Origin of the sequence: Mesorhizobium sp. M0615 (assembly GCF_040320805.1) — a bacterium.
Lineage (GTDB): Bacteria > Pseudomonadota > Alphaproteobacteria > Rhizobiales > Rhizobiaceae > Mesorhizobium.
The window spans coordinates 236,472-260,886 of record NZ_JAMYQI010000006.1; the positions used below are offsets into that span (position 1 = coordinate 236,472).

General features: G+C 63.4%; 22 protein-coding genes and 1 pseudogene. 12 read left to right on the forward strand and 11 right to left on the reverse strand.

From position 1 onward, the window contains the following. Positions 1-4 precede the first annotated feature (4 nt). The 9 genes from nusA to NKI46_RS12670 all read left to right on the forward strand — a co-directional run bounded on the left by nusA (position 5) and on the right by NKI46_RS12670 (position 11,535). Positions 5-1,600: a transcription termination factor NusA gene (gene nusA, locus NKI46_RS12630; protein ID WP_023669555.1), complete on the forward strand. Its 1,596-nt coding sequence runs from the start codon at positions 5-7 to the stop codon at positions 1,598-1,600. Positions 1,601-1,638: 38 nt separating this feature from the next. Beyond that, positions 1,639-2,289, forward strand: a complete 651-nt coding sequence (locus NKI46_RS12635) for an RNA-binding protein (protein ID WP_352746439.1) — start codon at positions 1,639-1,641, stop codon at positions 2,287-2,289. Continuing rightward, on the forward strand, positions 2,286-4,850 hold the full coding sequence (gene infB, locus NKI46_RS12640; RefSeq protein ID WP_023669557.1) for a translation initiation factor IF-2: 2,565 nt from the start codon (positions 2,286-2,288) through the stop codon (positions 4,848-4,850). The genes NKI46_RS12635 and infB overlap by 4 nt, the downstream gene beginning before the upstream one ends. 161 nt (positions 4,851-5,011) lie before the next feature. Beyond that, complete coding sequence (gene rbfA / locus NKI46_RS12645; RefSeq protein WP_023669558.1) at positions 5,012-5,431, forward strand: 30S ribosome-binding factor RbfA; 420 nt, start codon at positions 5,012-5,014, stop codon at positions 5,429-5,431. Continuing rightward, positions 5,431-6,402, forward strand: coding sequence for a tRNA pseudouridine(55) synthase TruB (gene truB, locus NKI46_RS12650; protein ID WP_352746442.1), 972 nt, complete (start codon positions 5,431-5,433; stop codon positions 6,400-6,402). Before rbfA ends, truB begins: the two co-directional genes overlap by 1 nt. Positions 6,403-6,446: 44 nt before the next feature. Further along, positions 6,447-7,541, forward strand: a complete 1,095-nt coding sequence (gene corA, locus NKI46_RS12655) for a magnesium/cobalt transporter CorA (RefSeq protein ID WP_023682006.1) — start codon at positions 6,447-6,449, stop codon at positions 7,539-7,541. A gap of 95 nt (positions 7,542-7,636) precedes the next feature. Beyond that, positions 7,637-8,011 (forward strand): 30S ribosomal protein S15, encoded by a 375-nt coding sequence (gene rpsO, locus NKI46_RS12660; RefSeq protein WP_280790898.1) that lies wholly within the window; start codon positions 7,637-7,639, stop codon positions 8,009-8,011. Between the two features lie 277 nt (positions 8,012-8,288). Then, positions 8,289-10,436, forward strand: a complete 2,148-nt coding sequence (gene pnp / locus NKI46_RS12665) for a polyribonucleotide nucleotidyltransferase (RefSeq protein WP_023682005.1) — start codon at positions 8,289-8,291, stop codon at positions 10,434-10,436. A gap of 85 nt (positions 10,437-10,521) precedes the next feature. After that, positions 10,522-11,535, forward strand: a complete 1,014-nt coding sequence (locus NKI46_RS12670) for a class I SAM-dependent methyltransferase (protein ID WP_352746446.1) — start codon at positions 10,522-10,524, stop codon at positions 11,533-11,535. 16 nt (positions 11,536-11,551) lie between these two features. Here the strand turns inward: NKI46_RS12670 and NKI46_RS12675 are convergent. The 4 genes and pseudogenes from NKI46_RS12675 to fabA form a co-directional block, all read right to left on the reverse strand. Next, positions 11,552-13,101 (reverse strand): annotated as a pseudogene (locus NKI46_RS12675) (putative bifunctional diguanylate cyclase/phosphodiesterase). 183 nt (positions 13,102-13,284) lie between these two features. Further along, entirely contained in the window at positions 13,285-14,097 is an 813-nt protein-coding gene (gene fabI / locus NKI46_RS12680) for an enoyl-ACP reductase FabI (RefSeq protein ID WP_023669564.1), read from the reverse strand. Between the two features lie 34 nt (positions 14,098-14,131). After that, positions 14,132-15,352 carry a beta-ketoacyl-ACP synthase I gene (gene fabB / locus NKI46_RS12685; protein ID WP_352459197.1) on the reverse strand — a complete coding sequence of 407 codons (1,221 nt, stop codon included), beginning with the start codon at positions 15,350-15,352 and terminating at the stop codon, positions 14,132-14,134. Between the two features lie 123 nt (positions 15,353-15,475). After that, the gene (fabA, locus tag NKI46_RS12690; protein WP_023738185.1) at positions 15,476-15,991 is read right to left on the reverse strand and encodes a 3-hydroxyacyl-[acyl-carrier-protein] dehydratase FabA; all 516 of its coding nucleotides are present in this window, start codon (positions 15,989-15,991) and stop codon (positions 15,476-15,478) included. A gap of 345 nt (positions 15,992-16,336) precedes the next feature. Between fabA and irrA the strand changes: the two genes are divergently transcribed. Both irrA and NKI46_RS12700 read left to right on the forward strand, forming a co-directional pair. Then, on the forward strand, positions 16,337-16,768 hold the full coding sequence (gene irrA, locus NKI46_RS12695) for an iron response transcriptional regulator IrrA (RefSeq protein ID WP_352459195.1): 432 nt from the start codon (positions 16,337-16,339) through the stop codon (positions 16,766-16,768). 10 nt (positions 16,769-16,778) lie between these two features. Beyond that, positions 16,779-17,138 carry a DUF4260 domain-containing protein gene (locus NKI46_RS12700; protein ID WP_352459194.1) on the forward strand — a complete coding sequence of 120 codons (360 nt, stop codon included), beginning with the start codon at positions 16,779-16,781 and terminating at the stop codon, positions 17,136-17,138. Between the two features lie 13 nt (positions 17,139-17,151). On the opposite strand, the gene NKI46_RS12705 is transcribed toward NKI46_RS12700, so the two are convergent. Further along, positions 17,152-17,709 (reverse strand): SH3 domain-containing protein, encoded by a 558-nt coding sequence (locus NKI46_RS12705; protein WP_023669569.1) that lies wholly within the window; start codon positions 17,707-17,709, stop codon positions 17,152-17,154. 157 nt (positions 17,710-17,866) lie between these two features. On the opposite strand from NKI46_RS12705, the gene NKI46_RS12710 reads away from it, so the two are divergent. Beyond that, complete coding sequence (locus NKI46_RS12710) at positions 17,867-18,868, forward strand: 2-hydroxyacid dehydrogenase (protein ID WP_352459193.1); 1,002 nt, start codon at positions 17,867-17,869, stop codon at positions 18,866-18,868. Between the two features lie 12 nt (positions 18,869-18,880). On the opposite strand, the gene NKI46_RS12715 is transcribed toward NKI46_RS12710, so the two are convergent. The 6 genes from NKI46_RS12715 to dnaN are packed head-to-tail and all read right to left on the reverse strand — an operon-like array spanning position 18,881 to position 24,143. After that, positions 18,881-19,294, reverse strand: coding sequence for an aconitase X swivel domain-containing protein (locus NKI46_RS12715; RefSeq protein WP_352459192.1), 414 nt, complete (start codon positions 19,292-19,294; stop codon positions 18,881-18,883). Beyond that, positions 19,291-20,544, reverse strand: coding sequence for an aconitase X (locus tag NKI46_RS12720; RefSeq protein ID WP_352746453.1), 1,254 nt, complete (start codon positions 20,542-20,544; stop codon positions 19,291-19,293). Before NKI46_RS12720 ends, NKI46_RS12715 begins: the two co-directional genes overlap by 4 nt. Beyond that, positions 20,541-21,029 carry a GNAT family N-acetyltransferase gene (locus tag NKI46_RS12725; protein WP_023715306.1) on the reverse strand — a complete coding sequence of 163 codons (489 nt, stop codon included), beginning with the start codon at positions 21,027-21,029 and terminating at the stop codon, positions 20,541-20,543. The genes NKI46_RS12720 and NKI46_RS12725 overlap by 4 nt, the downstream gene beginning before the upstream one ends. 4 nt (positions 21,030-21,033) lie before the next feature. Next, a complete protein-coding gene (locus NKI46_RS12730; RefSeq protein ID WP_352609096.1) occupies positions 21,034-21,789 on the reverse strand; it encodes a molybdopterin-synthase adenylyltransferase MoeB in 756 nt (251 codons plus the stop codon). Positions 21,790-21,820: 31 nt separating this feature from the next. Beyond that, positions 21,821-22,966, reverse strand: a complete 1,146-nt coding sequence (gene recF / locus NKI46_RS12735) for a DNA replication/repair protein RecF (protein WP_023715308.1) — start codon at positions 22,964-22,966, stop codon at positions 21,821-21,823. A gap of 58 nt (positions 22,967-23,024) precedes the next feature. Continuing rightward, on the reverse strand, positions 23,025-24,143 hold the full coding sequence (gene dnaN / locus NKI46_RS12740; protein ID WP_023669575.1) for a DNA polymerase III subunit beta: 1,119 nt from the start codon (positions 24,141-24,143) through the stop codon (positions 23,025-23,027). Positions 24,144-24,415 lie beyond the last annotated feature (272 nt).

A 24,415-nucleotide genomic window follows, 5' to 3' on the forward strand; every position in this document is an offset into this window, starting at 1 on the left:
TAAGATGGTTGTAAGCGCCAACAGACTTGAACTGCTGCAGATCGCCGACGCGGTGGCGCGTGAAAAGTCGATCGACAAGTCGATCGTCATTGCCGCCATGGCTGATGCGATCCAGAAGGCGGCGCGCTCGCGCTACGGCCAGGAAACCAACATCCGCGCCGACATCAACGCCAACACCGGCGAGATGAAGCTGCAGCGGCTGATGGAAGTGGTCGAGAAGGTCGACGACTACGCCACCCAGATCGCCATTTCCTCGGCCCGCGAGCGCAATCCGGACGCCCAGCTTGGCGACTTCATCGCCGAACAGCTGCCGCCAATGGATTTCGGCCGCATCGCCGCCCAGTCAGCCAAGCAGGTCATCGTGCAGAAAGTGCGCGAGGCCGAGCGCGACCGCCAGTATGACGAATACAAGGACCGCATCGGTGAGATCGTCAACGGCACCGTCAAGCGCGTCGAATATGGCAACGTCATCGTCGATCTCGGCCGTGGCGAGGCGATTATCCGCCGCGACGAGCTGATCCCGCGTGAAAACTACAAGTACGGCGACCGCGTCCGCGCCTATGTCTACGACGTGCGCCGCGAACAGCGCGGCCCGCAGATATTCCTGTCGCGCACCCATCCGCAGTTCATGGCCAAGCTCTTCACCATGGAAGTGCCGGAAATCTATGACGGCATCATCGAGATCAAGTCGGTCGCCCGCGACCCAGGCTCGCGCGCTAAGATCGCCGTCATTTCGCGTGACTCGTCGATCGATCCGGTCGGCGCCTGCGTCGGTATGCGCGGCAGCCGCGTCCAGGCCGTGGTCGGCGAATTGCAGGGCGAAAAGATCGACATCATCCCGTGGTCGCCTTCGGCTGCCTCCTTCATCGTCAACGCGCTGCAGCCGGCGGAAGTCGCCAAGGTCGTGCTCGACGAGGATGCCGAGCGCATCGAAGTGGTGGTTCCCGATGACCAGCTGTCGCTTGCCATCGGTCGTCGTGGCCAGAACGTGCGTCTTGCCTCGCAGCTCACCGGCTGGGACATCGACATCCTGACCGAGGCCGAGGAGTCTGAGCGCCGCCAGAAGGAATTCGTCGAACGCTCGTCGCTGTTCATGGAAGCCCTTGATGTCGACGAGATGGTCGGCCAGGTGTTGGCCTCCGAAGGCTTCACCAGCGTCGAGGAAGTTGCCTACGTCGATTCGGGCGAGATCGCCTCGATCGACGGTTTCGACGAAGACACCGCTTCGGAGATCCAGACCCGCGCCCGCGAATATCTGGAGAAGATCGAAGCCGAGCATGACGACAAGCGCAAGGCGCTGGGCGTCACCGACGAACTGCGCGAGATCCCTGGCGTCACCACCGCCATGATGGTGACGCTCGGCGAGGATGGCGTGAAGACGATCGAGGATTTCGCCGGCTATGCCGCCGACGACCTGACCGGCTGGAAGGAACGCAAGGACGGCGAGACCAAGGTATTCCCGGGTGTGCTCGCCAATCACGGCGTGTCGCGCGCCGACGCCGAGCAGATGGTTCTGGCAGCCCGCCTCAAGGCCGGCTGGATCACCGAAGACGAGCTTGCAGCCGAACAGGTCCCGGCTGACGAAGCCGTTGGTGCGTGAGGTGAAACCGCATCGCACACAACCCGCCCCAGGACGAGATGAACGATCGCACCTGCATCGTCACGCGCAAGCAAGCCGAGCCGGATGAGCTGATCCGTTTCGTCGTCGGCCCGGATTCGGCCGTCGTTCCTGACCTGAAGAGAAATCTGCCCGGCCGTGGTTGTTGGGTGAGCGCCGACCGCCTACATATCGACAAGGCGGCGGCGAAGAACCTGTTTGCCCGCGCCTTCAAGGCGCAGGTCGTCGTGCCGCCCGATTTCGGCGGCATGGTCGACGGACTGCTTGCACGATCCGCTTTGGGTATGCTTGGCCTTGCCCGCAAGGCTGGCTCGATCGCACTCGGCGCAACCAAGGTCGAGAGCGCGGTGCGCTCGGGGTCGGCGCTTTTCGTGCTCCACGCGACCGAGGCATCCGACGATGGCGTGCGCAAGATCAGTCAGGCGCGGCGGGCAACTGTCCACCTCGGCGGGCCGGCAGTCCTTGCCTACAAACTTTTCTCCGAGGCCGAGTTGAGCTTGGCATTGGGGGGTACAAATGTGATACATGCTGCCGTTCTCGCGGGAGACGCGGGCAAGGCGGTTGAGAGGCGCATGGTTGCGCTCGACCGATATCGGGGCGGAACCCCCGACGATCTGGCAATGCTTGCGGCCGTTGCTGACGAAGATGATGCTGCAGAGGATATGGAATGAGCGATACGAAATCGGGCGACGATAAGACGTTGAGTGTTACACCGAAGAAGACCTTGACGCTGAAGCGCCCCGGTACAGAGCAGAGCGTCGTGCGACAGAATTTCTCGCATGGCCGCACCAAGCAGGTCCAGGTCGAGATCAAGAAGCGCAAATTCTCCATGCCCGGCGACAAGCCGGAGCCGGTGGCTGCACCCGTATTTACGCCCAAGCCCGCGGTAGTGGCAGCCCCCGTCGTGCAGGAAGCGCCTAAGGCGCCGCCTCCGCCGCCGCCGGCCGAACGCGGCGGCATGGTGCTGAACGAACTGTCGCGCAATGAAATGGAAGCGCGCCGCAGGGCGCTCGAAGGCTCCAAGGTTCGCGACGTCGAGGACCGCCAACGCGCCATCGAAGAGGCCAAGCGCCGCAACGAGGATGAGGAACGCCGCAAGCGCGAGCGCGAGGAATCCGCGCGCCGTCAGGCCGAGGAAGAAGCCCGCCTGCAGACCGAGGCCGAGTCCCGCCGCCGCGCCGAGGAAGAAGCGCGCCGCCGCGCGCCGCAGGCTGCCGAGCTTGTGGCATCGGACGACGAGGAAGAGGTCAAGCCGAAGCGCACCGCCGCCGGCGCCCCGGTACGCCGTCCGGTTACGCCCGAAGTGGCGCGCCCGGCCAAGCCGACCAAGGCCGAGGAAGACCGTCGTCGCGGCAAGCTGACCCTCAACACGGCGCTTTCCGACGAGGACGCGCGCGCCCGCTCGCTGTCGTCGATGCGTCGCCGCCAGGAAAAATTCAAGCGCGCGATGCATAATGAGCCGCGCGAGAAGGTTATGCGCGAAGTGATCCTGCCTGAAACCATCACCATCCAGGAACTGGCGCAGCGCATGTCCGAGCGCGCTGTCGATGTGGTCAAGTACTTCATGAAGCAGGGCCAGATCCTGAAGCCGGGCGACATCATCGACGCCGACACGGCCGAGCTGGTCGCCACCGAATTCGGCCACACGGTCCGCCGCGTCGCCGAGTCCGACATCGAGGAAGGCCTGTTCAACATTGCCGACAATGCCGAGGACCTGGTGTCGCGGCCGCCTGTCGTGACCATCATGGGCCATGTCGACCACGGCAAGACCTCGCTGCTCGACGCCATCCGCAATGCCAATGTCGTCTCCGGCGAAGCCGGCGGCATCACCCAGCATATCGGCGCCTACCAGGTCGAGAAGAACGGTCAGAAGATCACCTTCATCGACACGCCCGGTCACGCCGCCTTCACGGCGATGCGCGCCCGCGGCGCTCAGGCGACCGACATCGCCATCCTGGTGGTGGCGGCCGACGACAGCGTCATGCCGCAGACCATCGAATCGATCAGCCATGCCAAGGCGGCCGGCGTTCCGATCATCGTGGCGATCAACAAGATCGACAAGCATGATGCCGATCCGCAGAAGGTGCGGTCGGAACTGCTGCGCCATGAGGTGTTCGTCGAATCGATGGGCGGTGAAGTGCTGGACGTCGAAGTGTCGGCGACCAAGGGCACCAACCTCGACAAGCTGTTGGAAGCGATCCTGCTGCAGGCCGAAATCCTCGACCTCAAGGCCAATCCGGACCGTACCGCCGAGGGCGTGGTCATCGAAGCCCAGCTCGACAAGGGCCGTGGCCCCGTCGCCACCGTACTGGTGCAGACCGGCACTTTGATGCCGGGCGACATCCTCGTCGCCGGCAATGAGTGGGGCCGGGTGCGCGCTCTGGTCAACGACCGTGGCGAGCAGATCAAGGAGGCGCCGCCGGCTATGCCGGTCGAGGTGCTCGGCCTGCAGGGCACGCCGCAAGCCGGCGACCGCTTCGCTGTCGTCAACAACGAGGCCCGCGCCCGCGAGATCACCGAATACCGCCAGCGTCTGGCGCGCGAGAAGGCAGTGGCTCGCCATGCCGGCCAGCGCGGCTCGCTCGAACAGATGATGTCGCAGCTGCAGACAAGCGGGTTGAAGGAATTCCCGCTGGTCATCAAGGGCGACGTGCAGGGTTCGATCGAGGCGATCAACGCCGCTCTCGACAAGCTTGGCACCGACGAGGTGCGTGCGCGCATCGTTCATGCCGGCGCCGGCGCCATCACCGAAAGCGACGTGTCGCTGGCGGAGACCTCGGGGGCCGCGATCATCGGCTTCAACGTCCGTGCCAACGTGCAGGCACGTGCGGCCGCGGCGGCCGCGGGCATCGAAATCCGCTACTACTCGATCATCTACAACCTCGTCGATGATGTGAAGGCAGCACTTTCCGGCCTGCTGTCGCCGGAACGCCGAGAGACCTTCATCGGCAATGCCGAGATCCTCGAGATCTTCGACATCACCAAGGTCGGCAAGATCGCCGGCTGCCGTGTCACCGAAGGCAAGGTCGAGCGTGGAGCGGGCGTGCGCCTGATCCGCGACAACGTCGTCATCCACGAAGGTACGCTGAAGACCCTCAAGCGCTTCAAGGATGAAGTCGCGGAAGTTCCGGGCGGCCAGGAGTGCGGCATGGCCTTCCAGAACTACGAGGACATGCGCGTCGGCGACATCATCGAGTGCTTCCGCGTCGAGATGGTGACCCGGACGCTCTGAGTTCGTATACCGTCGATACGACCGGGCGGTGGTCGAAAGACCGCCGCCCTAACTTTAATGCCTGTCGCCCAAAAGTGCGGGATAAACGACATGCATAGAACAAATATGAGACATGGCGGCACGGTCCCATCCCGCGCCTCACGCTTTCCGGATTGAGAAAAATGCCCCGTCCAACCGCCTCCAGCCCATCCCAGCGCATGCTTCGCGTCGCCGAACAGGTGCGCCATGCGCTGTCGGAAACCTTGCAGCGCGGCGAGATTATCGACCCGCTGATCGAGAACACCGTGGTTTCGGTCTCGGAAGTGCGCATGTCCACTGATCTGAGGGTCGCAACGGCCTTCGTTTCGCCGCTCGGCGCCAAGGACACGGGTGCGGTCATCGACGCGCTCAACAAGCATGCGAAGTTCGTCCGTGGCCGCGTCTCCGGCGCGCTCCGCCAGATGAAATTCATGCCGGAGTTCCGCTTCAAGCTCGATACGTCCTTCGACAATTTCGCCAGGATCAACGATTTGCTGAAATCGCCCGAAGTCGCGCGAGACTTGGGTGCCGATGGCGAAGACAACGACAAGGACGAGAAATAGTGGGGCGCCGCGGCAAGAAGAAGGGCCGGCCGATCTCCGGCTGGGTGGTGCTGGATAAGCCGGTTGGCATGGGTTCGACCGAAGCCGTCTCCAAGATCAAATGGCTTTTCCAGGCCGAGAAGGCCGGCCATGCCGGCACACTCGACCCGCTGGCCTCTGGCATGCTGCCGATCGCGCTCGGCGAGGCAACCAAGACCGTGCCTTATGTGCAGGACGGCGCCAAGATCTACCGGTTCACCGTCGCCTGGGGCGAGGAGCGTTCGACCGACGATCTCGAAGGCCCGGTGGCGCAAAGTTCCGACCGCCGTCCGGCGGAAAACGACGTCAGGGCGCTGCTGCCGAACTACACCGGCGTCATCATGCAGACACCGCCGCAATTCTCGGCCATCAAGATATCAGGCGAACGCGCCTACGATCTCGCCCGTGGGGGCGAGGCGGTCGACATCCCCGCGCGCGAGATCGAGATCGGCCGTCTGGACATCGTCGAGCACGCTGCCGACCACACCTTGTTCGAGGTCGAATGCGGCAAGGGCACCTATGTGCGCTCGCTGGCCCGCGACATGGGCCGCGACCTCGGCTGCTTCGGCCACATCGCCGAATTGCGCCGGGTCGAGGTCGAGCCGTTCACCCAGGAGGATTTCGTCACCCTCGCCGAACTGGAAGCCGCCCGTTTCGGCGAACAGCGCGAAGCTGACGGAGAGGGCGACGCCGATGTTGCCGATGCGCCGATCGACTTTGGCGCCATCGATGCGCTGCTTGTCGACACGGCTGCCGCGCTCGACTGCCTGCCCCAGATCGCCATCAGCGACGAAGCGGCGACCAAGATCCGCCTTGGCAATCCCGTCATCATCCGCGGCCGCGACGCGCCCGTGGAAGCCGAGGAAGCCTGCGCCACCGCGCGCGGCAAGCTTGTCGCCATCGGCGCCATCGAGCAAGGCATGTTCAAGCCGAAGCGGGTCTTTGCCGGCTGACCACTCTCGTCTAGTCTTACGTCGACGTCACATCCGAGGGGCACATGGCAAAGGCTGAGGCGGTGAAGAAGCGGGCGCCGGTGACAACGCGGCGGCCGCCGGTTGGCGCCTCGCCCGGCACGCTGATCGCCGATCCGGCGGCGCGACGGTCCGAGCTGCGGCTGACGCTGATTTCGCCTGAAAAATTCAAGACCATCAACGATGCCAGCATCGACGATCTCAACACCCATTGCGACAACTGGCCGGTCGTCTGGCTGGACTGCACCGGTCTCGCCAACATCCAGCTGATCGAGGAGATCGGCCGGATCTTCAACCTGCATCCACTGGCTCTGGAAGATGTCGTCAACACCGGCCAGCGGCCGAAGGTCGACTTCTTCGAGGACCACGCCTTCGTCGTCATGCGCATGATCGACGACGTCAAGGTGCATCGCTATGAGCAGATCGCGGTGTTCTTCGGCAAGAAATTCGTCGTCACCTTCCAGGAGCGCGAAGGCGATCCGTTCGACCCCGTGCGCAAGCGCATCGCCGCAGCGTTGCCCAACCGCTTGCGGATGCGCGGCGCCGACTATCTGGCCTATGCGCTCATCGATTCCATCGTCGACAGCTATTTCCCGCCGATTGAGGCCGCTAGCGAGGAGGTCGATGGCATCGAGGACGAGATGCTCAACACGCCTCACAAGCATCAGATGCGCCAGCTGCACGAATTGCGGCGCGACGCCAATGTGCTCAAGGGCGTGCTGTGGCCGATGCGCGACGCGCTGGCGACGCTGATCCGCAACGACGTGCCCTATGTGAAGCCGGAGACGAAAATCTTCTTCAACGACACGCTCGACCACGCATTGCGGCTGATCGAGCTGGTCGAGAACCAGCGTGATATGCTGACCGGCTTGATCGAAATGCATTTGTCGCTGAGCCAGGCGCGCACGAACGATGTGATCTCTTATCTCACCATCGTCTCGGTGATTTTCATGCCGCTAACCTTCCTGGTCGGTATCTGGGGGATGAATTTCGATCCCGAGAGCTCGCCGTGGAACATGCCGGAACTGAAAGCCTACTATGGCTACCCGGCTTCGCTGCTGTTCATGCTGGCCGTTGCTGTCGGGCTGATCGTCTTCTTCAAAAGCAAAAAGTGGCTGTAAGCTTCAGGTGTCAGGGGGATCCTGGATTCCTGAGCAAAGGGCTGCGAGGAGCCGGCTTTATGAATGGGCTGGTGTTTTCCAGGGAATTGCCTTATATGCGCCGCAGCATCGCGCCATGTCGCTTTGCTTGCACCGGCCCCTGCTGGACGACATCCCGGCTGAGGGCGACCCGTTTCCTCAAACAGATAAGGAAAAACACGATGTCGATTACTGCCGAGCGCAAACAGGAATTGATGGGTGAATTCGCAACCGCCAAGGGCGATACCGGGTCTCCGGAAGTCCAGGTGGCCATCCTTTCCGAGCGCATCAAGAACCTGACCGACCACTTCAAGGACCACAAGAAGGATAACCATTCCCGCCGTGGTCTGCTCGCTCTCGTCTCCCAGCGCCGCAGCCTGCTTGATTATCTCAAGCGCAAGGATGACGCGCGCTATCAGACGTTGATCGAGAAGCTCGGTCTGCGCCGTTGACGAATTGACCGGCGGGCTTTCGAAGGAGAGCCCGCCGGTCGCGCATTCTGCCAGTCGCATCGATTGGCCAGACCGGTTTCGAGCGCGCAGAGGCCACTCGAAACCGCCCATGGACGGTCATGGGGCAGGATTGCAGGACGCTCGTGCGCTAACCAGCGCCGAAATCTACCCGAGCTTCCCGTTGTCTTGCCCGTGGCTGCCCGAGAAAGGAAGCCAGGGAAAGGGCATCCGCGCACCGTGAAACGGCGCGGCCCTTTCCGCTTATTAAGGACAAGATATGTTCAACTACCACAAAGTGGAAATCGAATGGGGCGGCCGTCCGCTCATCCTGGAAACCGGCAAGATCGCACGTCAGGCTGACGGCGCGGTGCTTGCGACCTACGGCGAAACCAAGGTTCTCGCCACCGTCGTTTCGATGAAGGAGCCGAAGCCAGGCCTCGATTTCTTCCCGCTGACCGTCAACTACCAGGAAAAGACCTACGCCGCCGGCAAGATCCCGGGCGGCTACTTCAAGCGCGAGGGACGTCCGAGCGAAAAGGAAACGCTGGTTTCCCGCCTGATCGACCGCCCGATCCGCCCGCTCTTCGCCGACGGCTACAAGAACGACACCCAGATCGTCGTCACCGTCGTCCAGCATGACCTCGAGAACGATCCCGATATCCTGTCGATCGTCGCCACCTCGGCCGCTTTGACGCTGTCGGGCGTTCCCTTCATGGGCCCGATCGGCGGCGCTCGCGTCGGCTACATCAACGGCGAATACGTGCTCAACCCGCATGTCGACGAGATGCAGGAATCCAGGCTCGACCTCATTGTCGCCGGCACCGCCGACGCCGTGCTGATGGTCGAGTCCGAAGCCAAGGAACTCGGCGAAGAGCTGATGCTCGGCGCCGTCATGTTCGGCCACAGGGGCTTCCAGCCGGTGATCGACGCCATCATCAAGCTGGCCGAAGTTGCCGCCAAGGAGCCGCGCGATTTCACAGCGCCGGACTACTCCGCGCTTGAAGCCGAAATGCTGAAGATCGTCGGCGACGAGCTCAGCAATGCCTACAAGAACGTCGATAAGCAGAAGCGTTACGCCGCCGTCGACGCCGTCAAGGCGAAGGTCAAGGCAGCGTTCGCTCCGGCCGAAGGCGAAGACGCCAAGTACACCTCCGAGCAGATCGGTTCGGTGTTCAAGGAACTCCAGGCCAAGGTCGTGCGCTGGAACATTCTCGACACCGGTTCGCGCATCGATGGCCGTGACCTCAAGACTGTCCGCAAGATCGTCTCGGAAGTCGGCGTCCTGCCGCGCACGCACGGTTCGGCGCTGTTCACCCGCGGCGAGACCCAGGCGCTGGTCGTTGCCACGCTGGGCACCGGCGAGGACGAGCAGTATGTCGATTCGCTGACCGGCATGTACAAGGAGAAGTTCCTCCTTCACTACAACTTCCCTCCCTACTCCGTCGGCGAGACCGGCCGCATGGGTTCGCCGGGCCGCCGCGAAATCGGCCACGGCAAGCTCGCCTGGCGCGCCATCCGTCCGATGCTGCCGAGCGCGGACCAGTTCCCCTACACGCTGCGCGTCGTCTCGGAGATCACCGAGTCCAACGGTTCGTCGTCGATGGCCACCGTCTGCGGCACATCGCTGGCGCTGATGGATGCCGGCGTTCCGCTGGCCAAGCCGGTTGCTGGTATCGCGATGGGCCTGATCAAGGAAGGCGAGCGCTTCGCGGTTCTGTCCGACATCCTGGGTGACGAAGATCACCTCGGCGACATGGACTTCAAGGTCGCCGGTACCGAAGGCGGCATCACCTCGCTGCAGATGGACATCAAGATCGAGGGCATCACCGAGGAGATCATGAAGATCGCGCTGGACCAGGCCAAGGATGGCCGCCAGCATATCCTCAGCGAGATGGCGCATGCTCTGACCGGCGCCCGCCCCGAACTCGGTGAGTTCGCACCGCGCATCGAGGTCATGCACATCCCGACCGACAAGATCCGCGACGTGATCGGCTCCGGCGGCAAGGTTATCCGCGAGATCGTCGAGAAGACCGGCGCCAAGATCAACATCGAGGACGACGGCACGGTCAAGATCGCTTCGTCGAACGCCAAGGAGATCGAGGCGGCCAAGAAGTGGATCCATACCATCGTCGCCGAGCCGGAAGTCGGCGAGATCTACGAAGGCACGGTCGTCAAGACCGCCGACTTCGGCGCTTTCGTCAACTTCTTCGGTCCGCGTGACGGCCTCGTCCACATCTCGCAGCTTGCCAACGACCGGGTCGCCAAGACCTCGGACGTCGTCAAGGAAGGCGACAAGGTCTGGGTCAAGCTGATGGGCTTCGACGAGCGCGGCAAGGTCCGCCTGTCAATGAAGGTCGTCGACCAGGCCACCGGCAAGGAAATCGCCCGCGACAAGAAGGCCGAAGGCGAAGAAAACGCCGCCTGAGCGCTCTGACAATAGAGTTGAACGGGCGCGGCTTATGTCGCGCCCGTTTTCGTTTAAGACCCGTCTACGACATGAGAATCGAAGAATGGCCGCTGAGCCGCTGAAGACACTGTTCCATCCCTTCGAGGCCGAGGCGCTCCCTCTGCCGCAAAAGGGCGAGCGTGTGTTGTTCCTGGGTGCGGAGCCCGGCTTCCGCTTGCCGGAAGGCTTCGAGGCAGAGCTCCATCTTGCACAGGGTTTCCGGCCGCATCTCCGAGCGCTGGAGCGTGCCGGTCACAAGGTAACGCCGCGCGCGGAAGGCGATGCATCCGATGCAGCGCTCGTGCTTGCCGGCCGCCATCGTGGGCTAAACGAGATGCGTATTGCCGAGGCGATCGAACGCGTCACGCCGGGCGGTCTGATCGTTGTCGCCGGCGGCAAGGACGAAGGCATCGCCAGCCTGCGCAAGCGCATCGACGAGCTTGTCCCCATCGAAGGGCATCTGCCGAAATATCACGGCATCGCCTTCTGGCTTCGCCGTCCGGTCGATCTGGCGCCTGCGGAAAAACTGCGCGTCGCCAATCCTGCTTTAGCCGTAGAGGGCCGCTTCCGCACCGCGCCTGGCATGTTCTCCTTCGACCGCATCGATGCCGGCTCGAAACTTCTGGTCGACAACCTGCCCAAAGACCTGCGCGGCAACATTGCCGATTTCTGCGCCGGCTGGGGTTATGTCGCCACCGAGGTCGCGGCACGTTCACCCGGCATAACAGGGCTCGACCTTTACGAAGCGGATTTCGACGCGCTTGAGGCGGCCAGGGGCAATATCGGCCAGACAGGCTTCGAGCCCGGCTTCTTCTGGACCGATCTGCTGAGCGAGCCGGTCGAGCGGCGCTATGATGCCATCGTCATGAACCCGCCCTTCCATCGCAGCCGGGCGGCCGAGCCGGAAATCGGCGCCGGCATGATCCAGGCGGCGGGCAAGGCGCTGAAGCCGGGCGGGCGGCTGTTCATGGTGGCGAACCGTCAGCTGCCTTACGAACCGGTTCTGAAGGCCGTCTTCTCCAGCCATGCCGAGCTCGCCCGCGACGGCATGTTCAAGGTTTTCTCCGCGCGCCGATAGGACGGTGCCGGTCGCCTCAATGCATGCTGACGATGCGCGCCGGCTCGTGGACGGGAATGGTCGCTCTGATATCGCCGGGCTTGATCTTGAGCGGCGCCGGCCTGCCGAACAGATAGCCCTGCACCATCTCGCAACCAGCTGCTCGCAAAAGCGTCGCCTGGTTCTCGGTCTCGACGCCTTCGGCGATGATGCCGACGCCGAGCGCCCGCGACAGGCCAACGATGGTGGAGACGACGGCGCCCGAATTGGAATCGGTGTCGATGCGGCTGACGAACGAGCGGTCGATCTTCAGCTTGCCGAAGGCGAAGTCGATCAGGTAGCTCAGATTGGAATAGCCGGTGCCGAAATCGTCGACCGCCACCGAGATGCCCATGTCGGCAAGCTGCTGCAGGATGATCGCGGCGCGGTCACGGTCCTGCATCATCGCCGTCTCGGTCAGTTCGAGCTCCAGGGCGACGGCTTGATGCCGGTGCTGGCCATCGTGTCGCGCACGATGCCGACGAAATCCTTGGTCATGAACTGGACCGGCGAGATGTTGACGGCAACGAAGCAGTCCTCGGGCAAATAACGGGCATCGCTGCAGGCCTTGTTCAGCACCCAATTGCCGATCGGGTGGATCATGCCGGTCTCTTCGGCGATCGGAATGAATTCCATCGGCGGGATCATGCCGCGTTCCGGGTGCTTCCAGCGGATCAGCGCCTCGTAGCCGACGATACGGCCGGTCGGCAGGTCGAACTGCGGCTGGTAATGAAGGTCGAAATCGCCACGGTCGAAGGCGATGTGCAGTTCGGATTCAATCCAGTGGCGGTAGTCGGCGACCTGGCCCATGTCGGAATGGAAGACCGACCAGTTGCCCACGCCGCCGGCGCGGGCATTCTGCAGCGCCAGGTTGGAGTGGCGCAGGATGAGGACCGGATCGACGCCATCCTTTGGCATCGCCACGATGCCGACCGACAGGCCGACCGACTGCAGGTGGGAATCGAGCTGGTACGGCTTCAGCATCTCCTCGATCATGGTTTCGACGGTGCTTTCCATGGACCTTTGGAGTTGGTGTTCCCAGACAAGGATAGCGAACTCGCCGGCGCCGATGCGCCCCATCACCGCGCCTTCGGGCATGCAGGCCTTCAACCGCTTGGTGAAGCCGCGGATCAGTTCGTCGCCATGGCTGTAGCCGATCGCGTCGTTGATCTGCTTGAAGCGGTCGATGTCGATGTCGATGAGGAACACCGGCTCACCGGTCCTGATCGTCGCGGACGCCGCGTCGGCAATCCTGCCGACCATCGCCGGCCGCGCAAAAAGCCCGGTCAGCTTGTCAAAATGGGTTTCGTTGAAAACGTAGTCCACCGATTCATCGACGCCGGCGAAGAAGGACAAGGCAGCACCGGCGGCCAGCGCGCATAGCGCCGACGCGATGCCGATCATGGTTTCCGCCTGCATGCCGGCAAAGCCGTCCCCGAAACCATGCCGGAGGCCCCAAAGCCCAAGGATGAAACTGCCAAGGCCCGAACTGGCGACGGTGAGCAGCCGGAACACAGGTGTCCGCTTCGGGTTGCTGACAGCAGGCATTGCTCAGTCCCTGTCGCATGATCCCGAAATCAACTCGACTTTCGGGAATATCAAGCGCAAATTCATAAAGGCTAAAGCATCCTTTGCGCCCAGCAAGAACGCGCAGAGCCCAAGCCTATAGGACTTCTAGCGGATATCTCCTTAAAATGAGTTTCCGCCGATGCATCTAATTTTACTGGTGAGTTAATCGCGTACGCTGTCGGTCTGCTTCAACTCATCCAGGGTTGGCATCGACACGATGTGATAGCCGGAATCCACATAATGGATTTCGCCGGTGACGCCTGACGAGAGGTCGGACAAAAGATAGAGCGCCGAGCCGCCGACCTCGTCGATGGTCACCGTGCGGCGCAGCGGCGAGTTGCGCTGCTGGTAGGAGTACATGTGGCGGGCGTCCGAGATTCCGGCGCCGGCCAAAGTACGCACCGGTCCCGCCGATATGCCGTTCACCCGGATGCCGCGCGGGCCATAATCGTTGGCGAGATACCGCACGCTGGCTTCCAGCCCGGCCTTGGCGACGCCCATGACGTTGTAGTTCGGCATGACGCGGACAGAGCCGGCATAGGTCAGCGTGATCATCGCGCCGCCTTCGCTCATCAGCGGGGCGGCATGGCGGGCGACCTCGGTGAAGGAGTAGCAGGAGATGACCATGGTGCGGACGAAATTGTCGCGGCTGGTGTCGGCGTAGAGCCCTTTGAGCTCGTTCTTGTCGGAAAAGCCGATGGCGTGGACGACGAAGTCGAGCCCGCCCCATTCCTTGCCGAGCGTCTCGAAGGTGGCGGCGACCGATGCGCTGTCCTCGACGTCACAGGGCACCACCAGAGACGCGCCAAGCTTCTCGGCAAGCGGCTTGACGCGGCGCCCGAATGCGTCGCCCTGATAGGTGAAGGCAAGCTCCGCTCCGTGTTCGGACAATTTCCTGGCGATGCCCCAGGCGATCGAATGATCGTTGGCGACGCCCATGACAAGCCCGCGCTTGCCCTTCATCAGTCCGTCCATGGCCGGCAATCCCCCTACAAAAAAAACGCTGGCCTTATGCGGAATAGCGCTGGAAAATCAGCGTTGCGTTGGTGCCACCGAAGCCGAACGAGTTGGACAAAACCGTGTCGATCCTGGCGTCGTCGATGCGCTTGCGCACGATCGGCATGCCCTCGAATTCGGGATCGAGGTTTTCGATATGGGCGCTCTCGCCGATGAAGCCGCCTTGCATCATCAGGATCGAGTAGATCGATTCCTGTACGCCGGCGGCACCCAGCGAATGGCCGGTCAGCGACTTGGTCGAGGTGATGAACGGCATCTTCTCGCCGAACACCTCTCGGATGGCGCCCATTTCCCGGGAATCGCCGACCGGCGTCGAGGTGCCGTGGGTGTTGATGTAGTCGACCGGCGTGGACACCGTCGCCAGAGCCTGGCGCATGCAGCGCACCGCGCCTTCGCCCGACGGCGCCACCATGTCGTAACCGTCCGACGTCGCGCCATAGCCGACGATCTCAGCGTAGATCTTGGCCCCGCGCGCCTTGGCGTGTTCGAGCTCCTCCAGGATGAGGACGCCCGCGCCACCCGCGATGACGAAGCCATCGCGATTGGCGTCATACGCGCGTGACGCTGTTGACGCCTTGTCGTTATACTTCGACGACATCGCCCCCATGGCATCGAACAGGTCCGACATCGTCCAGTCGAGGTCCTCATGGCCGCCGGCAAACATCACATCCTGCTTGCCCCACTGGATCAGTTCGTAGGCGTTGCCGATGCAATGCGCCGAGGTCGAGCAGGCCGACGAGATCGAATAGTTGACGCCGTGGATCTTGAACCAGGTGGCGAGCGTCGCCGACGCGGTCGACGACATCGCCTTCGGCACCGCGAACGGACCGATGCGCTTGGGGCTGTTGTTCTTGAGCGTGGTCTCGGCCGCCTCGACGATGGTGCGGGTCGAGGGGCCACCCGAGCCCATGACGATGCCGGTGCGCTCATTGGTGATGTCGCTTTCGCCAAGCCCGGCGTCGGCGATCGCCTGGTCCATCGCGACATGGTTCCAGGCCGCGCCCTGGCTCAGGAAGCGCATGGCGCGCCGGTCGATCATAGGGGTCGGGTCGAGCGTCGGCGCACCCCAGACCTGGCAGCGGAAGCCGTGTTCGGCGAAGGAATCTGAGAAGCTGATGCCTGATTTGGCATCATGGAGCGAGGATTGCACCTCGTTGGCGTTGTTGCCGATCGACGATACGATGCCGAGGCCTGTGACGACGACCCTTCTCATTCGCAACTCCTTCCAGCGGATGATCCCGAAACCCTAGTCGGTTTTCGCCGGCGATCATACGCAAAATCAAAATGCCGCAGCGGCGTTGCGTCTCGGAAGAACGCGCCGCTGCAGTGGCGCCGGTCAGGCGGCCGATTGCTTGGACAGCCCCACCTTGAGGTCCGTCGCAGCGTATATGGGTTCGCCGTCGGCCTTAAGCCAGCCATCGGCGATACCGAGCACCAGGCGTCCACGCATGACGCGCTTGAAATCGATGCCGTATTCCACCTTCTTGACCGAAGGCGTCACCATGCCCTTGAACTTGACCTCGCCGGTCGACAGCGCCATGCCCTTGCCCGGCTCGCCGAGCCAGCCGAGGTAAAAACCCGTCAATTGCCACATGGCGTCAAGGCCCAGGCACCCCGGCATGATCGGATTGCCGATGAAATGGCAGGCGAAGAACCACAGGTCCGGCTTGATGTCGAATTCGGCACGGATGAAGCCCTTGTCGTAGGCGCCGCCGGTCTCGCTGATCTCGGTGATGCGGTCGAACATCAGCATGGGCGGGTAGGGTAGCTGGGCGTTGCCGGGCCCGAACAGCTCGCCGCGGGCGCAGGCGAGCAATTCCTCATAACCGTAGCTGGATTTCGAACCCGCCATATGTCTCGTCCCCATAATCGTCCCGGGCGGTGGGGCGCCCTTGTCGTTGGTTTCCTAACACAATCCCATTCGGGCCGGAAACCGGCGTTTGCGCTTAACCCGCCCGTCTGCCCGGGTCAATGCGCGCTCTCGCATCGGCCTGGAAATCGATTCCGATTTCCAGAAAGCACGATGCTACGCCAAAAGTGATAGAGCGCATTTGGTGCGTCCAACTGGCCGCACGTCGCTCTATTGATCGTATTCCGCCAACAGAATATATGTCGGGAGGTATCCAGTTTCGGCCGATGACGTTTTTTCGCCACTCTGGGCGTGTCTTGAGGCAGAACTGTGGGCTTGGACGGATAGATGGATCGGGGCTGCCGGAAGGAAAATGTCGCTGTGGACAAGCGGGTTCGCGAAGCCGGCCTCAGGCCGACACGCCAACGCATTGCGCTGGCCGATCTGCTGTTTGCCAAGGGCGACCGCCACCTTTCGGCCGAGGAACTGCATGAAGAGGCGGTCGCCGCCGGCGTGCCGGTCTCGCTCGCCACCGTCTACAACGCGCTTCACCAGTTCACCCAGGCCGGCCTGCTGCGCATCCTGGCAGTCGAGGGGTCCAAGACCTATTTCGACACCAACACCTCCGATCACCATCATTTTTACATCGAAGGCGAAAACAGGATCTTCGATATAGAAAGCGGTCCGGTGACCGTCTCCAACCTGCCGGAGCCACCCGCAGGCATGGAGATCGCCAATGTCGACATCGTGGTGAGGCTGCGCCCGAAGCGCAGCGTTTAAGCCCCAACCCGTGAAACCTGTCGATTTTGCAATCCGGCTCGAATGGGTTGCGGTCGCGGTCGTGGCTATAGTCGCCTATGCCGCGTCAGGCGTTTCCTGGTGGCTGTTCGCCCTGCTTATTCTGGCGCCCGACCTGGCGATGCTGGGCTATCTCGCCGGGGCACGGATCGGCGCTGTCGCTTACAACGCGTTGCACATATTGATCGTCCCGCTGTTGCTGGCCCTCGCCGGATATTTTCTGGCCAATTCGACGGCGACCGCGATTGGTCTGATCTGGATCATCCACATCGCCGTCGACCGCGCGCTCGGCTACGGTCTCAAACTGTCGACCGGTTTTCAGGACACCCATCTCGGCCGTATCGGCCGTTAGGCCTCCAGCAATTTCAATTCTTGACGTGCTCGCCGGGATAGGCGCCCCACACCTGCGACTGGGCGATCCAGCCGGTGTGGCCGTCGAAGGTCATTTCGCACCACTGGCCATCGCAGGTTTTGATCGTGCCCGTAACGCCCGGCTCGATGATGGCGATGACGCTGGCGTCCTTATCGGCATCGTCGAGCAGATTGATTCGGCCACCTTTGGTGCGTTGCCAAGGGGCGACGATCGCGGTCCGTCGGCCCGACAGCAGCGACTGGTTGATCCAACCCTCCGAGCCATCGGCATCGCGCACCCGCCGCCAGGTATCGAATTCCTGGATGATTTCCATCGGCAGGCCGGCCTTTGTGTACATCCAGTCGACGGAATAGTTGGCGCCGGGGCCAACGCGCGAGTTGACGCGAGCCGATTTCAGGCTGACGAAACGCGGCAGCGGCAGGCCGCTCGGCCCGAGCGTGACCGTCTGCACAGGTGCGGCGGCACCTTGCGCCGCGGCTTGCGGGGAATGCAGGAGAGCGCCGAGAAGCGCTGCGCTGAGGATCAGGCGAAGCGACGCGAAACCAGACACTTTCATTCCTTTCGGCGCGTGCCCTTTGGCCCGGGCGCCCCTTTTTCTTTGTCTTCGGCGGCACCGCTTGTTACAGGAGTGGCAGGCACCGCGACCGGTATTCAGTTTCGCCTGTCTTGGTTAAAGAGGTCTCAACGAGATCGGGTTCGAGGAAACAATGGCAGGCAAAAAACGGCCTCTCGTCGTCATCACGCGCAAGCTGCCCGATCCGGTCGAGACCCGCATGCGCGAACTCTTCGACGCCAGGCTGAATGTCGAGGACCGCCCGATGACGCAGCCGGAGCTGGTCGCGGCGATCAAGGAAGCCGATGTGCTGGTGCCGACCATCACCGACCAGATCGATGCGGCGCTGATTGCCCAGGCCGGCGACAATCTCAAGCTGATCGCCAATTTCGGCAATGGCGTCGACAAGATCGACGTGGCGGCGGCGGCCAAGAAAGGCATCACCGTCACCAACACGCCGAACGTGCTGACCGAAGATACGGCCGACATGACCATGGCGCTGATGCTGGCCGGCCCGCGGCGGCTGGCCGAAGGCGCCAATGTGCTCACCAGTGACAAGAAATGGGCCGGTTGGTCGCCGACCTGGATGCTCGGCCGGCGCATCTGGGGCAAGCGCCTCGGCATTGTCGGCATGGGCCGCATCGGCACCGCTGTTGCCAAGCGCGCAAAGGCTTTCGGCCTGTCCATCCACTACCATAACCGCCATCGCGTGCTGCCGGCGGTCGAGGAAGGGCTGGAGGCGACCTATTGGGAAAGCCTCGACCAGATGCTTGCCCGCATGGACATCATCTCGGTCAATTGCCCGTCGACGCCGGCGACCTTTCATCTGCTTTCGGCGCGGCGCCTGGCTCTGCTTCAGCCCACCGCCTATTTGGTCAACACCGCGCGCGGCGACATCATCGACGAGGAAGCGCTGGTCAAGCTTATCCAGGACGGCAAGATCGCCGGTGCCGGCCTCGACGTCTATGAGCACGAACCGGCGCTGAACTCGAAACTGCTGAAGCTTGCCGCCAAGAACAAGGTCGTGCTTTTGCCGCATATGGGCTCGGCCACGATCGAGGGCCGCATCGACATGGGCGAGAAGGTGATCATCAACATCCGCGCCTTCTTCGACGGCCACCGGCCGCCGGACCGCGTGCTTCCGCTACGGACTTGAAGCGGGCCGCGTTCAGGCTGCGGTTGTGAGGGCCCCATCCGCCGCGACACTCACACGCTTGCCGCGATAGGCCTCAAAAGCGTCGCGCCTGAGCCTGAGCGCTACCGGCGTCCGCCAGCCCATTTCCCTGGCCACAATCAAGCCAAGCAGCAGGATCGCGTCCGGCTCGTGCAGCACGAGTGCCGTCGGCGCATGGCCATTGTGGACGAGTTCCATCAGCACGGCTGACGCTGAGGACGAGCCGATCGTGCCGGGCAGGAACAGCACACGCCCGGAAATGGTCTCGCCATGCTGCGGGTGACGGACATCGGCGATGCGGCCACTCTTCGGGTCGACGCCGCCCCAGAAGCTGATCGGCGCGGTCAGCACCAAGGCCAGCCCTTCGCCTCCGCTGCCCGGCACCAGGATTTCATCGACGGCGCTCATGCGGCGATATCCGTAAACCTCGGCTTACCCAAAACGGCGCTTTCGACGCAGTCGGCCAGCGAGCCGTAAAGCACGGCGTAGCCGGTATTGCCCGGCGCGTAGTGCGCGAACTTTCCCGAATTGGTCATCAGCACGCCGTCGACCAGATCCGGCAGGATCGGCGTCACCACCACGCAGGTGTCGGCGACGATGATGACGCCGCTGGCTTCGAGCATCTTGCGGTTGCCGTTCTGCTCCAGCCTGGTGAGCACGTGGCGGCCGGTGCAGGCGTAAATCGGCACGCTGAGCCGCCGCCCACCAATCAGCCGCTCAAGTGCATCGAATTCGGCCAAAGACAGATGCGGACTGCCGATCGCCACCGCATCGATGGCGGTTTGCGTGGCTGCCGTGGACAGGCCTGCGCGGGCCTTCATGGCCATCTCCGGCGTTACGCGGATCATCGTTTCCGGCCTGCCGCCCACCAGGATGGTCTCGGCGTCGGGCGCCTCGGGCGTCACGCCGGCAATGTGGAACAGGCCGACGGCGCCCGACGATGCCGCCGCCGCGCCGAAGGCCTTCAGCGCATCCTCGCCGGGATGGCTGGATATGCCGGTGACGACGCCGACCGCATTGCCGACCTCACGGCCGTAGAGGTTGCCCAGCACCGGCCAGGCGATCTCGGAGCCAAGGAACGAGGCGGATAGGCCGGACACATCGAACAACAGCCGTGCCTGCCGGTTCTCGGGGCGATGCAGGCCGTAATCCGGCGCGCGGCCCGATATGGCGCAGGCGATGTCGAGGAAGTCGCCATAGCGGTTGGTGCGTGCCCCCAGAACCGAATTGCAGAACACCACCGCGTTGGATTCACCCCAGGCGACATCGCTGCCAAGCGCCGGCCTGTGGCCGGCCTGATAGGGCGCGCAGGTCCAGCTCTGCTCGCAGCCCAGTTTGCGGTAGGCCTCCATCATTCGTCGCGCCATGCCGCGCGCCGGCTCTTCGAGGCGCACGCGCGAGCAGCCCATCAGGTCGAGCGCGCCGACATTGAGCGTCGAGCGCACCGCGACCCTGGCGCCGCCATCGACCAGCCTTTCGGCAAACAGCGTGCCGGAATCGCCGTGATAGAGCGCGCCGTCTATATGCGTCGAGGCGATCGGGATCAGTCGCGGCGCGCCGAGCAGCGCAGCGCTTTCGGCAACGATGCGCATCGCCATCGCCGCCCCGTCATGGCCGGAGGCGATTGTCTGCTCCTGTGCGCTGAGGGCGAGGCTCACGCGAACTCCTTGCGCATGGTGATCGAGGTCGGCCGGTCATAACCGTCATGCGCCGTGCGCGCGGTTTCGCGGAAGCCGAGACGCGCAAAGGTTGCGTGATTTGCCGTGAGCTCGACCCGCGTCTGCAGTTCGATGGCGGGTTTGTTGCGGTTGCGGGCAAGATCCTCGACAGCCTGCATCAATCGTCTGCCGATGCCTTGGCCCTGAAGCCCGAGTTCGACGGCGAGCTTGCCGACATAGAAATCATAGGGTCTCTCCAGCGCAAAAATGCAGCCTGCGATCTGGCCGCCCTGCAGAGCCACGAACACCGTTTCCCGCCCAGCCTTGTCCCTCAGGCTTTCGACGCTCAGCAGATGCGCAGAGGAGGGCGGATCGATGACGCCGTCCATCGGCGCAAAGGAATGCATGATCAGGCTGAGCAGTTCATCCCAGCGCTCGAAATCGGAGGCGAGCTGCGTAACAAGGACGCTGGTGGACTGATCCATGCGGTCAGTTTTTCTTGTAGCGGATCGTGTCGAAGCGCGCCGACAGCGCATCGTAGAGCAGCAGCCGGCCGACCAGTGGTTCGCCGATGCCGGTGATCAGCTTGATGGCTTCCATCGCCTGCAGCGTGCCGACGACGCCGGTCAGCGCACCGACGACCCCGGCCACCGCGCAGGACGGCACCAGCCCCTCTGGCGGCGCTTCAGGAAAGAGGTCGCGATATCCAGGGTTCGGTCTGCCGTCGGCGCCGGTCCCGAACGGCATCAACACCGTCACCGAGCCGTCGAAGCGGCCGACGGCGGCATGCACGAGCGGCCGCTTTTCCGCCGCGCAGGCATCCGCCACCACATAGCGCGTCTCGAAATTGTCGGAGCCGTCGACGACCACGTCGTAGCGCGCGACGAGAACGGCAGCATTGTCGGCCGTCAGCCTGAAATCGTGCAATTCCACCGCGACATGGGGATTGATCCGGGCGATCGCTGCTTTGGCGCTCTCGGTCTTCGCCGTGCCGACCGTATCGGTGGCGTGGATCACTTGCCGCTGCAGATTGGACAGCGAGACAATATCGTCGTCGACGATTCCAAGCGTGCCGACGCCGGCGGCAGCGAGATATTCCAGCACCGGCGCGCCGAGCCCGCCGGCGCCGATGACCAGTACCCGGGCCCGCTTCAGCCTCTGCTGGCCGGCGCCGCCGATCTCCGGCAGCACGATATGGCGCGCATAGCGTTCGAGCTCTTCGTCGGTGAGGGCGGCAGGGGTCATTGCCGGACCATATAGCGGAGCAAAAAGCTTGTCAGGTCTCTTCGGTTGGCCCAACCGTGCCTTGGTCGACGGTGAGGAACTGCGCGCGTCCCCTCAGGCTGGAAAACAGCGCGGCGTCGGTTCCGGTCATGAAGGCCTGGCAATTCAGCTCCTCCAGGATCGAGAACAGCGCGGCGCGCCGGCCGGCATCGAGATGCGCGGCAATCTCGTCGAGCAACAGGATCGGCGTCATCCCCGACATCTCGCCGGTCAGCCTTGCGTGCGACAACACGATGCCGACCAGCAGCGCCTTCTGCTCTCCGGTCGAGCAGAGTTCGGCCGGCATCGCCTTGGGGCGGTGGCGCACCAGTAGATCCGAACGGTGCGGGCCGTCGAGCGTGCGTCCGGCGGCGCGGTCGCGCTCGCGGCCGTCGGCAAGGGCGTCGCGATAGCGTTGCTCGACATCCACAGCGGGTGCTGAGGCGACATGGCTTTCAAGGTCGCCGAAGAGGCTGATGTCGGCTTGCGGAAACGGCCCGCTGGACGGCAACATGTCGATCATGGCGGTAAGCAGGCGCACCAGCTCGGCGCGCGCCGCGGCAATCGCCACGCCGGTTTCGGCCATCTGCATCTCAATGGCGTCGAACCATGCGCCGTCTCGCGAACCTTCCGTAAGCAATCGGTTACGTCCGCGCATCGCCTTCTCATAGTCGAGCGCGCGCTGGCCGTGGCCGGGATCGATCGCAAGCACCAGCCTGTCGAGAAAGCGCCGCCGGTCCGCGGCAGGTCCGGGGAACAGGCCGTCCATGGCCGGCGTCAGCCAGACCACGCGCAGCCATTCCAGCATGGCGTCGGCCGACCGTGCCGGCGCGCCATTGATGCGCACCTTGCGACCACCCTCGCCGGCCGCTTCACCCCCGGTGATGCCGGTGCCGATCTCGACCTGTCCCTCCGGCCCGTCGAGCCTTGCGTGGAGCGCAAAGCCGCCATCGCCGCCTTCGCGGGCCACGTCGACATAGGGCGCGCGGCGCAGGCCGCGGCCAGGCGTCAGCAGCGAGATGGCTTCCAGGAGATTGGTCTTGCCGGCGCCATTGTCGCCGGAAAACACCACCGCGCCGGGTGAAAAGCCGATCGACAACGCCGCATAATTGCGGAAATTCGTAAGTGTGAGCTTACTTATGTGATTTTGTTCCGGCAACCGCTATCCGCCTATAGAAGTCGCCGCAATCACTATGCTGCAGTGTGCCGCAGTGCGGCTACACCCGCATCGGCATCAGCACGTAGAGCGCGGTCTCATCGGCCATGTCGTGGATCAGCGTCGGCGAGCCGGCATCGGCCAGCATGAACTTGGCTTCCGTGCCGGTGAGTTGAGCAGCGACGTCGAGCAGATATTTGGCGTTGAAGCCAATCTCGATCGGGTCGGACGAATAGTCGGCCGCCAGTTCCTCGGTGGCGCTGCCCGAATCCGGATTGTTGACGGCAAGCGTCACCTGGCCTTCGGTGATCGAAAGCTTCACCGCGCGGCCGCGCTCGGAGGAAATGGTCGAGACGCGATCGACGGCGGCGGCGAAGCTCTGGCGGTCGATGATCAGCTTCTTGTCGTTGCCGGTCGGAATGACGCGCTGGTAGTCCGGGAAAGTGCCGTCGATCAGCTTCGAGGTCAGAACCACGCTGCCGATGGTGAAGCGGATCTTGGTGTCGGACAATTCGGTGGTCACCGCGACATCGGGATCGTCGACCAGCTTCTGCAACTCGCTGACCGTCTTGCGCGGAATGATGATGCCCGGCATGCCTTCGGACCCGGCCGGAGCGTCGATCTCGGCGCGCGCCAGGCGGTGGCCGTCGGTCGCCACCGAACGCAGCTTCAGCTTGCCGCCAGTTTCATGCGTGTGCAGGTAGATGCCGTTGAGATAGTAGCGCGTCTCTTCGGTGGATATGGCGAACTGGGTCTTTTCGATAAGGCCTCTCAGGGCGACGGAATCGAGCCGGAAGATGTGTGAGAAGGATCCCGCCGAAAGCTCCGGGAAATCGGACTGCGGCAGGCATTGCAGGCGAAAGCTCGAGCGGCCCGACGTTACCGTCATGGCGTTGCCGTCCTCGTCGGTCTTCAGCATCACTTCGGCGCCGTCGGCCAGCTTGCGCACGATGTCGTAGAGCAGGTGCGCCGGAACCGTCGTCGCCCCGCCGCGCTCGACCTTTGCCGGCGTCGCTTCGGTCACTTCGAGGTCGAGGTCGGTGGCTTTCATTTCAAGGCTGGCGCCCTCGGCGCTGAGCAGCACGTTCGACAGGATCGGTATGGTATTGCGCCGCTCGACCACGCGATGAACGTGGTTGAGCGACTTCAGGAGATTGGACCGTTCCAGGATAACACGCATGACGAAACAGGCTCGCTTGAATGAATGGACGGGTCACCAGTGGGCGGCGCCCCGCGAAAGGTCTGAACAGGCTCAGAATCTATGCAAACTGACAGGAAAAAGCCAGCAAACGCAAGTCCGGGCCACCGGTTCGCGCCGGTCAAGCGGGCTTTCTGGGGATAAAGCGGACGTTGGCCGGCAACCGATGCATGTCGCCGAAAACTGCGCAGCGGTTTTGGGACAAAGACATGCATCAAAACAAGAAAATTTAAAGCGCGACGACCGAATACTCT